General features: G+C 54.9%; 12 protein-coding genes. 10 read left to right on the forward strand and 2 right to left on the reverse strand.

All coding sequences use genetic code 11. The features are described 5' to 3' along the window. Positions 1-18: 18 nt before the first annotated feature. Together Q0N43_RS03405 and Q0N43_RS03410 are read left to right on the forward strand one after the other, a co-directional pair. A complete protein-coding gene (locus Q0N43_RS03405; RefSeq protein ID WP_295442531.1) occupies positions 19-312 on the forward strand; it encodes a putative quinol monooxygenase in 294 nt (97 codons plus the stop codon). An 85-nt stretch (positions 313-397) separates the two neighbouring features. Then, complete coding sequence (locus tag Q0N43_RS03410; RefSeq protein WP_295442534.1) at positions 398-901, forward strand: pyridoxamine 5'-phosphate oxidase family protein; 504 nt, start codon at positions 398-400, stop codon at positions 899-901. Positions 902-1133: 232 nt separating this feature from the next. On the opposite strand, the gene phaZ is transcribed toward Q0N43_RS03410, so the two are convergent. After that, positions 1134-2366 (reverse strand): polyhydroxyalkanoate depolymerase, encoded by a 1233-nt coding sequence (gene phaZ / locus Q0N43_RS03415; protein WP_295442537.1) that lies wholly within the window; start codon positions 2364-2366, stop codon positions 1134-1136. Between the two features lie 242 nt (positions 2367-2608). On the opposite strand from phaZ, the gene Q0N43_RS03420 reads away from it, so the two are divergent. After that, entirely contained in the window at positions 2609-4318 is a 1710-nt protein-coding gene (locus tag Q0N43_RS03420; protein WP_295442757.1) for an ABC transporter transmembrane domain-containing protein, read from the forward strand. 26 nt (positions 4319-4344) lie between these two features. On the opposite strand, the gene Q0N43_RS03425 is transcribed toward Q0N43_RS03420, so the two are convergent. Further along, entirely contained in the window at positions 4345-4542 is a 198-nt protein-coding gene (locus Q0N43_RS03425; RefSeq protein ID WP_295442540.1) for a DUF465 domain-containing protein, read from the reverse strand. A 170-nt stretch (positions 4543-4712) separates the two neighbouring features. Between Q0N43_RS03425 and Q0N43_RS03430 the strand changes: the two genes are divergently transcribed. The 7 genes from Q0N43_RS03430 (at position 4713) to Q0N43_RS03460 (ending at position 12312) form a co-directional block, all read left to right on the forward strand. Continuing rightward, a complete protein-coding gene (locus Q0N43_RS03430) occupies positions 4713-4883 on the forward strand; it encodes a YdcH family protein (RefSeq protein ID WP_295442543.1) in 171 nt (56 codons plus the stop codon). Between the two features lie 60 nt (positions 4884-4943). Further along, positions 4944-7208: a phosphoenolpyruvate--protein phosphotransferase gene (gene ptsP / locus Q0N43_RS03435; RefSeq protein WP_295442546.1), complete on the forward strand. Its 2265-nt coding sequence runs from the start codon at positions 4944-4946 to the stop codon at positions 7206-7208. A gap of 101 nt (positions 7209-7309) precedes the next feature. After that, the gene (locus tag Q0N43_RS03440; RefSeq protein ID WP_295442550.1) at positions 7310-7858 is read left to right on the forward strand and encodes a helix-turn-helix transcriptional regulator; all 549 of its coding nucleotides are present in this window, start codon (positions 7310-7312) and stop codon (positions 7856-7858) included. Between the two features lie 129 nt (positions 7859-7987). Beyond that, complete coding sequence (locus Q0N43_RS03445; RefSeq protein WP_295442553.1) at positions 7988-8890, forward strand: tetratricopeptide repeat protein; 903 nt, start codon at positions 7988-7990, stop codon at positions 8888-8890. Next, positions 8881-9825, forward strand: coding sequence for a tRNA lysidine(34) synthetase TilS (gene tilS / locus Q0N43_RS03450; protein WP_295442556.1), 945 nt, complete (start codon positions 8881-8883; stop codon positions 9823-9825). Before Q0N43_RS03445 ends, tilS begins: the two co-directional genes overlap by 10 nt. 112 nt (positions 9826-9937) lie before the next feature. Continuing rightward, entirely contained in the window at positions 9938-11884 is a 1947-nt protein-coding gene (gene ftsH / locus Q0N43_RS03455; protein WP_295442560.1) for an ATP-dependent zinc metalloprotease FtsH, read from the forward strand. Positions 11885-11952: 68 nt separating this feature from the next. Next, on the forward strand, positions 11953-12312 hold the full coding sequence (locus Q0N43_RS03460; RefSeq protein WP_295442563.1) for a hypothetical protein: 360 nt from the start codon (positions 11953-11955) through the stop codon (positions 12310-12312). The last annotated feature ends 220 nt before the right edge of the window (positions 12313-12532 follow it).

Below are 12532 nucleotides of genomic sequence, written 5' to 3' on the forward strand. Positions count from 1 at the left end.
AAACTAAGGAGCAGCCGCATGTCCGCCATTGGTGTAATCGCAACGTTGACCGTTGCCGAAGGCAAGAACGAAGATTTTGAGGCTGTTTTTGGAGAACTGGCTGCGGCGGTTCGGGCCAATGAACCGGGGAACGTATTTTATACGCTCACCCGGTCACGGTCCAACCCGCAAGTGTACAAAGTGCTTGAGCAATATGTCGATCAGGACGCCCTGACCGCACATGGCGCCAGCGACTATTTCAAGGCGGCTGGACCAAAGCTTGGCCCATGCCTCGCCGGCGCACCCGATATCGAGTATCTTGACGTGTTGTAAGATGCGCCTGCTGCTTTGATCCGCTTTTGGGCGGAACATGGCTCGCTATCGCTCGTTTGCTTCACTTCCAACAAGGAGTGCAAACATGACGAGCGATACGGACATCAAAGAAAAATTCTGGAAGTCACTCAAATCGGACAGGACAATGTTCTTGGGGCTAGCCCAAGGCAATGATGGCCATGCGCGTCCAATGACTGCGCAATTGGAGGACGCCAACTTCAAAGATGACCATTATAACGGCCCAATCTGGTTCTTCACCGCACGCTCAGGCAGCCTGTATCAGGACGTGGGTTCCGGTGCCCGTGCGATGGTGCACTTCGCCTCCAAGGGGCGTGATATTTGGGCCACGGTGCACGGCAATTTGTCGCAATCAACCGATCAGGCAACCATTGACCGGTTGTGGAACCGCTTCGTTGCCGCTTGGTATAACGGCGGCAAGGACGACCCAGAAGTCGCGCTCATCCGGTTTGACCCCGAAAATGCCGAAATCTGGATTAATGCATCCAGCATGGTCGCCGGCATAAAGATGCTGATGGGTATCGACCCGAAGCAGGACGCCAAAGACAAGGTCGCGCACGTCACCTTGTAAGTGGTTAGAGGACCTAGGCCGTTGACAGGTATCCCAATTACCGTGACAGTACACTGAATCATGGAGTTCCAGCGATAGGTGCTTTGCCCCGCGCGCGATGGTGAAATGGCCATCCACTGGCCAGCGTTCGGTACTGGCTTTATTGTGCAGGGTCATCGCTGAAAACCCGCAGGAAACGGTGCTACGCAAAACGCTATTACGCAGGTCTAAATAGCAAGCGACATTGCGCCGCTCAATTGTGGCTGGATATCCAGTCTTCGACAATCGGCGCAATTTTTTCGCGCCATTTGCTGCCGTTGAAAATGCCATAATGGCCGACTTCGGGCGCCATATGATATTTCTTAAACGCCGCAGGCAAGCCCGTTGCGATGTTCAACGCGGCCTTTGTCTGACCCAAACCGCTGATATCATCGCGCTCACCCTCAATCGCTAGCAAGCCAATATCGGTGATAGAGGCAGGATCAACAAGCTTCCCGCGATAGTTGAATTCACCCTTAGGCAGCAAATGACGCTGGAACACCGTATCAACGGTTTGCAGATAGAATTCCGCCGTCATGTCGCAGACCGCGCGATATTCATCGTAAAATTCCTTATGCCGATCCGCACTTTCACCATCGCCTTTAACCAAGTCGGAGAACATCGACCAATGGCTCATCATATGGTTGCCCAAGTTCATCGACATGAAGCCTGAAAGCTGCAGAAATCCGGGATAAACGCGGCGGCCCGAGCCTTTGTAATAAGACGGAACGGTTGCAATCACATTTTGCACAAACCATTCATGCGGACGCTGAGTCGCGTGATTATTGACCGCCGTTGGCGCTTCGCGCGTATCGATCGGGCCGCCCATCATCGTCAATGTGCGCGGACGCAGCGGGTGATCCTTCGCGGCCATAACGGCCGCAGCGGCATAAGCAGGAACCGACGGCTGGCAGACCGCAAGCATATGCGCGCCGCGCCCGCCTGCGTCGGGCCCAAGGAATTCGAGCCACTCGATCAGATAATCAACATAGGTTTCAAGGTCGAACCCGCCACCTGTCAACGGCACATCACGCGCGTCTTTCCAGTCGGTGATATAGACGTCATGCGTGACCATCATGCGCTCAACCGTGCCGCGCAAAAGCGTCGCAAAATGCCCGGACATCGGCGCGCAAATGAGAAGCCGTGGCTTTTCGCTGCTGCCTTCGTAGACGAAACGCTTCAACTGGCCGAATGGCTTACGCGCAATATTTTCTTCCTGAACCACCAAGGTTTTGCCGTCGATGACAACGTCATTCAATCCGAACGCTGGCTTTCCACGCAGCAAAACCGAATGGGCAAAAACCTCCAATGCCGAGGCAGCTATGGGAGCCATTCCGCCATAATTAAATGGCGAAGGCAGCGCGCTGAGCCACTCCGACTGCTTTTGCGCAACCCAGCCTGTGCCCGCAAGCAAGCCGCGTTGAAGGTCATATCCGGTGTACAGCATATTCAGGCCTTTAATATTGGCGGGGGGAATATTTTGCCGCAATTGGATGTGGCTTTACGCATTTATTGTGCATTGCACCATAGGAAAAGCGTAGACATTCGCCATGGCGGATTGTTACCGGTACGGCGCACTGCTAGGCGAGCGCGATGACACACGAAATTTCTGAAACGCAAACCACGGCTACATCCGAGACAGCCGAAGCAGCCCCAGCCAAACCCAAGCTTAATTTTGGCAGCTTGCGCATGATCGGGCATTTCACGGTCCGCTATCCCCGCCAGATCACCTATGCCCTGCTCGCGCTGATTTCATCAGCAGCGTCGACACTTGCCATCCCCTATGGCCTGCGCCTGATCATCGATGAAGGCTTTGTCAAAAATGGCGGCGATCCTGCGCCATATTTCTATTTACTGTTGGGCATCGTGGTTGTCATCGGCATTTCGACGGCGTTCCGCTTTTACTTCGTAAGCTGGCTCGGTGAACGTGTGGTTGGTGATATCCGTGTTGCGGTGCAGCAAAATTTGTTGCGCTTGGCCCCGCGCTTTTTCGAAGAAAATCGTCCTGGAGAAATCGCCAGCAGAATGACCGCCGACACCGCGATTATCGAACAAATTGTCGGCACCACCGTGTCCGTTGCATTGCGTAATATCTTTATTGGCATAGGCGGCGTTACCTTGCTCTTCGGGCTCGCTCCAAGCCTGACGATATGGTTGCTCGCAGGCATTCCCGTCGTTGTTTTACCAATCGTCTTTCTTGGACGGCGGTTGGAAAAGGCGTCGCGTAATAGCCAGGACAATGTCGCCAGCGTCGGCACAATCATTTCAGAAGCGCTTGGCGCTATCAAAATTGTTCAGGCTTTTGGGCAAGAAAGCCGCGAATGCATGCGTTTTGCCGATGCCGTAGAAGGCACGTTCAACGCCGCGAAAAAACGTATCCGGTTGCGGGCATTTCTTACCGCACTTGTCATGGCGTTGATATTCGGCGGAATCACCTTGCTTGTTTGGGAAGGCACGGACCAAGTTAAGGAAGGCGTCATATCCTCCGGAACCTTGTTCGCGGTCGTCTTGTACGGGGCATTGGTCGCAGGGTCCTTTGGCGCGCTGACCGAAGTATATGGTGACCTTGTGCGCGCCTCGGGCGCGGCATCGCGGCTCGCCGAATTGCTGAACGAAGTGCCTGAGATTGCCCCGCCTGCTAACCCGGTTGTTATGCCGCCAGCACGCGGGCAATTGGAATTCCAACATGTTCGCTTCCGCTACCCGACACGGCCCGAGGTCGCGGCGCTTGACGATTTCAGCCTGAAAGTATCACCGGGAGAAACGGTTGCTGTTGTGGGGCCGTCAGGCGCAGGCAAGTCGACCCTATTCCAACTGGCGGAACGTTTCTACGACCCTGAAATCGGCACCGTGCGCATTGACGGTGTCGCGCTGACCAGCGCGGACCCCCCCGAATTCCGACGCCGTATATCGTTAGTGCCGCAAGACACGGTTTTGTTCGCGGCCTCCGCGCGCGATAATCTTCGTTACGGCCAATGGGACGCGAGCGACGATGCGATCTGGGCGGCAGCGGAAAAAGCAAACGCAGCGGGTTTCCTAAATGAACTACCCGAGGGACTGGAAACCTATTTGGGTGAGGGCGGCGCGCGGCTTTCCGGCGGCCAGCGGCAACGGCTGGCCATTGCCCGCGCCTTGTTGCGCGATTCGCCAATCTTGTTGCTTGATGAAGCCACGAGCGCATTGGACGCCGAAAGCGAGAAGCTGGTGCAAGACGCGCTGGAGCGCCTGATGGTTGGGCGCACAACAATCGTGATCGCACACCGACTGGCAACAGTACGTTCTGCCGACCGCATCATCGTGATGGACCAAGGCAGGATTGTTGAAGAGGGTGACCATGTAACGCTGAGCGCTGCGGGCGGATTATATGCCCGTCTCGCCAGTCTGCAATTTGACGCTTAAAGGGCGAAATTACCCTTTGCTTCAGCTTAGGCGATAATATCAGGCACCAATTGGTCTTCCAGACGCATGATACGGTCCTTCAAAGTCAGCTTTTTCTTTTTCAGTCGCGCGATTTGAAGTTGGTCGATCAACGTCTGGGCGGAGAGCGCGCGGATAGAATCGTCGAGATCCCGATGCTCAATCTTTAGTTGTTCCAGTTGCTGCTGATAGCCATCATCGTTCATGCCCCTTTCTAAACAGACTGCGGCGAACAAGTCATCGTTAAAAAAAGGGCGCTTGGCCCAGATATGGGTTTGGCCCAAGCCCTGACGATAATTATCGGCAAGACTCCAATCACAATTCGTGATTTACTCGGTGGTTCAGAACGCCGAGTCTTAGACTGAAGGAGAATGATGTGCATAATAATCATCTGTCCGCGCTTCGTAACAAGCATGCCGAACTCGAACAAAAACTGGAGCGCGAAGAAAACAGGCCGTTGCCCGACAGCAGAACCGTTCTCGATCTGAAAAAACAAAAGCTCCATCTTAAAGACGTTATACTGCAGGAATCGGCATCAACTGGTTGACTACAAATAATTTGATACGGGGTATCGCTTGCCCTCTCGGTCTCTGCTAGGTCCGGTGCTATGGAAAGCGCTACCCGTTCTGCCCGTAATATCCTGACTGGTCTGCACGAGGTGATGGCCTCGAAAAACCATGCGCAGGGTAAGCTGAATCATGTGGTCAACATTATCGGCGAAGCGCTTTCGAGCGAAGTGTGTTCGATTTACTTATTGCGCGATGGCGCACTTGAGCTGTTTGCAACGCGCGGGTTGAACCAAGCTGCTGTGCATATTACGCGCTTGGGTCTGGGCGAAGGTCTCGTTGGGACAATTGCTGAAAATGTCGAAACACTGAACTTGGATGAAGCGGCAGCGCATCCGAATTTTCGGTATGTCCCCGAAACGGGTGAAGAACGTTTTCACAGTTTTGCCGGCGTGCCAATTGTCCGTTCCGAACGGGCCGTCGGCGTGCTCGCGGTCCAGCATGTCGAGCCGCGTAAATATGAAGAGATCGAGATTGAGGCGCTTCAAACCGTCGCCATGGTGTTGTCGGAACTCATTGCCAACGCCGACCTAATCGACGAGCCAACGGCCCGGGGCGGCAATGAGACTGGCACGATTAGCCTCACAGGATTGCCACTTGTTAAAGGCGCAGCCGCTGGCGTCGCTATTTTTCACCAGCCAAATGTGCGTATTGAGCACACGGTTGCCGAGGATGTCGAAGCCGAGCGCCAGCGTGTCTATTCCGCCTTCGATAAAATGCGTGAGCAAATCGACCGCATGACGAGCCAAATAGATTTTGGCACAGGCGGAGAACATGAAGAGGTCATCGCGACTTACAAAATGTTCGCCTATGATGAGGGCTGGAGCCGCCGGATAAACGAAGCCATTGACAGCGGCCTAACCGCAGAAGCCGCAATTGAACGCGTTCAGCAACGCACGCGTATGCGCATGCGGCAGATTGACGATGCGCTGCTGGCCGATCGCATGCACGATCTGGAGGACCTGTCGAACCGTTTGCTGCGCATCGTTTCTGGGCAAATGAGCACCGCGGCGCAACTCGGGCTGAAGAAGGATTCCATCCTGATCGCGCGCAATTTGGGTCCCGCAGAATTGCTGGAATATGACAAAAGGCGCCTGCGCGGTGTGGTCCTAGAGGAAGGTTCGCTTACCGCACATGTGGTGATCGTGGCGCGTGCCATGGGCATTCCGGTCCTTGGCCGGGTGCGGGGCATTCGCCACAAGGTGCGCGACGGTGACATGCTGTTGCTGAACGCTGACGATAAAAGCGTTATCGTGCGCCCTTCCTCTGCGGCAGAAGAAATATTCCAACATGATCTTGTTGATCGGCAGAAGAAAAAAGCCCGCTATGCCGCGATGCGCGATGAAGCATCCGTCACAAAAGACGGGTTGCCGGTTACGCTGATGATTAACGCGGGCTTGCGCGATGACATGTCGGCTTTGGCGACAACCGGCGCGGAAGGCGTTGGCCTTTTCCGGACCGAGTTTCAGTTTCTGATTTCGGCGACATTACCCCAACGCGAGCGGCAGCAGCGCTTCTACCGCGACGTTTTAGACGCGGCTGGCGACAAGCCAGTCATTTTCCGTACGCTTGATATCGGCGGAGACAAGGCGCTTCCCTACCTCAAGGATGAAAGGCGCGAAGAGGAAAATCCCGCGCTGGGTTGGCGTGCGCTGCGGCTGTCGCTTGATCACGCCGGATTGATGAAAGCGCAGGCGCGCGCGTTGATTGAGGCAGCGGCCGGTCGCACGCTGAACGTCATGTTCCCGATGGTCTCTGAGCCGTGGGAATTTGATGCGGCCAAGGCCATTTTCGACGGCCAGATTGAATTTCTGGGGCGGCAGAAAAAGATATTACCCAACAAAATCCGTTATGGCGCGATGCTTGAGGTCCCCGCTCTGGCCGAGACGCTCGACATACTGCTGCCCAAGATTAACTTTCTGTCCATTGGCACTAACGATTTGACTCAGTTCCTTTTTGCTGCAGACCGAGCTGATCCCCGTTTGGCAGAGCGCTATGACTGGCTAAGCCCCGCTATCCTGCGTTTCATACGGCGGGTCGTCAAAGCTACCGAGGGCCATGACGTCGACGTCGCGGTGTGTGGCGAAATGGGTGGACGGACGCTTGAGGCGCTTGCCCTCATTGGCATTGGCATTCGTCGATTGTCGATCACGCCAGCCGCCGTTGGGCCTATCAAGGCCATGATTCGCTCTACCATCCATTCTGATGTCTGCGCAAAAATGGAGGAGTTGTTAAACAGCCCTACCGAGAATGTGCGTGAGGAATTGACTAACTGGGCAATTGGTCAAGGCATCGAAATCGGTTAAATGAATTAGTCACAAAATTCAACTATCCGCAATCCACGTTGACATTATTTTTTTGATGCTCATTGTCCCCCCAACTGCACGCAGAGGCGGGGGAGCGGGTCATGGAGATTGCAGTGGACGAAATTCTTCGTGTGGAAGCGGAACCTATGACTGTAGGCGAAGAACTGAAGGCCGCGCGCGCGCGGTTGGATATGAGCCTGTCTGACATCGCCGCCGAGACACGCGTACCGATACGACATTTGGAATCTATTGAGCGATCCGAATTCAGCGCGTTGCCAGGACAGACATATACTGTTGGTTTTGTTCGGTCTTACGCCCGCGCAGTTGCACTAGACGATATTGCGATAGTGAATGCGCTACGCGCCGAATTATCTAGCGGCGGACATGAAAGATATGAGGCCCCACTCCAGAATTACGAGCCAGCGGACCCTGCGCGTGTTCCTTCCAAGACCTTGGCATGGACCGCTGCGGCAGTTGCGGCGCTCGTTCTGGCCGCTTATTTGATTTTCAGAAGCTACGCATTAGCGCCCACGGCGGCAGCGCCCGAGCCGGTCGCGACCGTGAATGATTATGAAATCGTTCCGGATGTCGACATGGACGAACAAGTCCTTCCGCCCAGCGAACCTGTGGCAGCCACCCCAAATCAGTAAGTCCATTCATTACGGCCCGAAATTTCGATAAATTTCTATTTTTTTGTTCCGAAATGCAGCGTTGGCCTTTATCGCGGGTTGGCAGTACGGTATCGCCGTCACTCCAGTTTGGTAAAGGGAAGCAACTCAATGTATTTTCGGCGCGTTATCCTTATCGGCGCAGCTTTAGCGCTCAGCGCACCGGCGGCAGCGCAGGATGCGAACATTGACGGGCGCGTTGGCAAACTCGAGAAGGAGATGCGGGCGGTTCAGCGCCAAGTATTCCCCAATGGTGCCGGCAAATTTGTCGAACCTGATATACAGTCACCCACTGCGCCAAGCGCGACGAACAGTTCAACCACTGCAACGGTCGATCTAACCGCGCGTGTGGATGCGTTAGAGGCACAGCTTGCGACTCTGACCGGTCAGGTCGAACTGCAAGGCAATAATATGCGCGGACTTGAAAATAGGCTCAAGGCCCTCGAAACACAAACGGCTACCCAGCCAGCATTGCCAGTTGAAACGGTGGTGCCAACGGCAACGCCCCCAGCGGCAGCGCCGAAAACTAAAGCCGGCGTAGTGCCGACAAAGCCCGTGACCGCCGCTAAGCCAAATCCGGCCCGCGTCAGCGCGGTCGCCGCGATCGAACGTCCCGCCACTGGCGATGTCTTCGAAGATGGCTACAATTATGGCTATCGCTTATGGGAAGCCAAATTCTATCCGGAATCGCAAGCAACGCTTGAAGAAACCTTGGCCAAATTTCCCAAACACAAACGCGCAAGCTATGCACGCAATTTGCTTGGCCGGGCATGGTTGGATGACAGAAAACCAGCGACCGCAGTGAAGGTTTTCTACGACAATTATAAGGCTGATCCACGTGGTGACCGCGCGCCTGACAGCTTGTTTTTCTTGGGATCGGCTTTGACTGACCTTGGGAAGACGGCGGAGGCATGCGAAGCTTTTGGTGAACTGGCAAGGGCGTATCCAGATGCGGCGACTGGTCGTTTGGCCGAACGCCTCACATCCGGCAAAACAAGGGCAAAGTGCAAATAACGCTGGAGCCGGACTTACTTGGCCGTTTTAGGGCAGCACTTTGCAAGCTGGATAGTGCTGATGATCGCTTGTTATGCGCGGTGTCGGGTGGACCCGATAGCCTTGCGCTGTTGGTGTTGACGCAGCAGGTTTTGCCCGGCAGATTGGTTGCCGCAACAGTAGACCATCAATTGCGGACCGAGTCCGCTGACGAGGCGCAGATTGTTACCGAAATCTGCCGTAATCTTGGTATTCCGCATTTCATTTTAACACCTGACGAAAAAATATCCGGCAATCTCCAGTCATCCGCGCGCGCGGCCCGGTACGCGTTGCTGGAACGTGCGGCAGATGCGCAAAATTGCCAACATATTGCCACCGCGCATCATGCCAATGACCAATTGGAAACACTGCTCATGAGGCTGGCGCGGGGCAGTGGCGTCGATGGGTTGTCCGGCATTCGCGCCCGCAATGGCCGCGTGGTCCGACCACTTTTGGAATTCACAAAAGCGGAGCTTATCAACATCTGCGCCAGCGCTGGCATTGAATGGGTCAACGACCCCAGCAACGCAAACATCGATTTTGACCGGGTCGCGATGCGGAACTGGTTGGTCAGCACGCAGCATCCATTTCAGGCAAGCCGCGCGCTGCGCACGGCAAGCGCATTGGCCGACGCATCAGATGCATTGGTCTGGATGACGGACACGCTGGCCGCGCAGCGTATAGCCCAAGAAAATGACGTCATCATCTTTAATGCGAGCGGCCTTCCCAGTGAATTGAAGCGGCGGCTGTTAATCCGCTGCCTTAGCACGATGGACGTCAATCTTGCTCCACGTGGCGACGCAATCGACCGCTTGTTAACTGAACTCGAAAATGCGCGGACTGCCATGATTGGCAATATCAAATGCGTAGGCGCCGCAAATTGGCGGTTTTCCAAAGCGCCGCCCCGGCGCGGGTAAGAAAAAACAGGCTGTAATTTTGCCAATCGCTATATTGTCATTCACGCATTCGCCCTTACATTAGCTGTGTAGCTCCACGTATTTAGCGCGGGCACAGAACAAGGCAGTGATGATGAACGACGAACAAGGACCCAAAAGCAACCCGATGCTCCGCAACTTGGCCATTTGGTCGGCGATCATTGTCGCGCTTTTGCTTGTGGCTTCTATGTTCAGCGGGTCATCCACCCAGACCAACGGCATCACCTATTCGTCGTTCCGCGATAAGGTTGAGTCTGGCGAGGTTAAGGCCGTAGCCATCGCGCCAGAGCGCATCAGCGGCAAGCTGCAGAATGATGAAACGTTCGTCACAATCCCGCTGCCAAATGACAGCAGCCTTGTCCCCCTGCTGCGGGAAAAAGGCGTGGTGATTGAAGTCAAAACTCCAGAACAGCCAAGCCTGCTGCTCCTTCTGGTTTATCAGGCCCTGCCATTCTTACTCATCCTTGGCATCGCATTCTTTGTCTTGCGGCAAATGCAAAAGGGCGGCGGCGCGGGCGGTGCCATGGGCTTTGGCAAGTCAAAGGCGAAATTGCTGACTGAAAAGCATGGCAAGGTGACGTTTGACGACGTGGCCGGCATTGATGAGGCCCGTGAAGAGCTTCAGGAAATTGTCGAGTTTTTGAAAGATCCGCTTAAGTTCAGCCGCCTTGGTGGCAAGATCCCTAAGGGCGCTTTGCTGGTTGGCTCGCCAGGTACTGGCAAGACGTTGCTCGCCCGCGCAATTGCTGGTGAGGCTGGCGTGCCTTTCTTCTCCATCTCCGGTTCTGACTTTGTCGAAATGTTTGTCGGCGTTGGTGCAAGCCGCGTACGCGACATGTTTGAACAGGCAAAGAAAAACGCACCCTGCATCGTCTTTATTGATGAAATTGACGCGGTGGGTCGCAGCCGTGGTGCTGGCCTTGGCAATCAGAATGATGAGCGCGAACAGACTTTGAACCAGTTGCTGGTCGAAATGGACGGTTTTGAAGCCAATGAAGGCATCATCATCGTTGCCGCAACCAACCGTCCTGACGTCCTTGACCCGGCCCTGTTGCGTCCTGGCCGATTCGACCGTCAGGTAGTTGTGCCGCGTCCGGATATTGATGGGCGTGTCAAAATCCTTGCCGTACATATGAAAAAGGTTCCGTTGGCACCTGATGTCGATGGCCGCGTGATCGCCCGCGGTACGCCGGGTTTCTCCGGCGCTGACCTTGCCAACCTTGTGAACGAAGCTGCCTTGCTTGCCGCACGTCGTGGCAAGCGGTTGGTCGCTATGCAAGAATTTGAGGATGCCAAAGACAAGGTAATGATGGGCACCGAACGCAAGTCGATGGTCATGACCGAAGATGAAAAGAAAATGACTGCCTATCATGAGGCCGGCCACGCAATAGTGTCGATACATGAGGCCGCATCTGACCCGATCCACAAGGCAACTATCATCCCGCGTGGCCGTGCCTTGGGTATGGTCATGCGCCTGCCCGAGCGGGACAATTACAGCTATCATCGCGATAAAATGCACGCCAACCTGTCTGTATCCATGGGCGGACGCGTGGCGGAAGAGTTAATCTTCGGCTATGACAAGGTCAGTTCAGGCGCATCCAGCGACATCCAATATGCAACCAGCCTTGCGCGCGACATGGTCACCCAATGGGGCATGTCGGATGCGATGGGCCCGCTGCAATATGAAGAGCGTCAAGAAGGCTATCTCGGCTATGGCATGTCGCAACGGTCCGCTATGTCGGATGAGACCGCACGAAAGATTGATGCCGAAATCCGCAAGCTAGTTGAGGGCGGGCATCAACGGGCGACCGAGTTGCTGACGTCGCATAACGAACAATTGCACCTGCTGGCCAACGCACTTCTGGAATTTGAAACGCTCTCGGGCGACGAAATCAAACAGCTTTTGGAAACGGGCAAATTTGAACGTGACGATGGCAAGATCGTCAAGCCGTCGTCCATTCCAACGGTGGGCACAGCCATACCAAAGGCGGGACGCGGCAAATCTGCACCAGTCGGAGGCGCAGCGCCACAGGGTGCCTAGTTTTAAGCTTTTTATTGCGGCCTCAACGCCTTACCCTCCCCAGGGGGAGAGAGAGTTGAGGTCGCAAAATGAAATATGCTGTGCTTGTGGTCATGGGTGCTCTGTTGTGCGCCGTCCCTGCAAACGCTATGGACGTTGAAACCTTTTTTGCGAAAGCTGTGACATTGCAGAAAAAGGGGCTTGGCTCAGTCTTTGCAAAAGACCTGAAGCCCATGATCCGCGTTATTGAAGAAGCGGCGAAGTTGGTCAAAGCTGAGAGTGAAACCGCGCGCGCCGCAGGGCTCCCCTTGTTCTGCGCGCCCAAGAAATACCCACTGAACGCAGAGCAGTTCATTGGCGAATTCAGCCGGAATCCCAAAGAACGCCGACAGCTTCAGTCAGTCCGCGATGCGTGGCGCGAAATAGTCATCCGCCGTTTTCCCTGCTAAAAATGCGCTAAAGATGAAGCGCAGTCCGCATACCTCCGCCGACGCCGGAAGGCGTGGAACGTCGCGCGATGTTTGGGTGGCGCAAGATCTCTCAAGCGATCTTGGGCGGACCTAGGGTCAGGACCTATTAAATCCACCTTCGCGGCGTCAAAATGGCAAAGATATCGAAGTAAAATGTCCGCCGCAGGCAATTATTCTGCCTGAAAGGGCATTTTGCTTT

The organism is Sphingorhabdus sp. EL138 (assembly GCF_945882965.1).
Taxonomy (GTDB): domain Bacteria; phylum Pseudomonadota; class Alphaproteobacteria; order Sphingomonadales; family Sphingomonadaceae; genus Sphingorhabdus_B.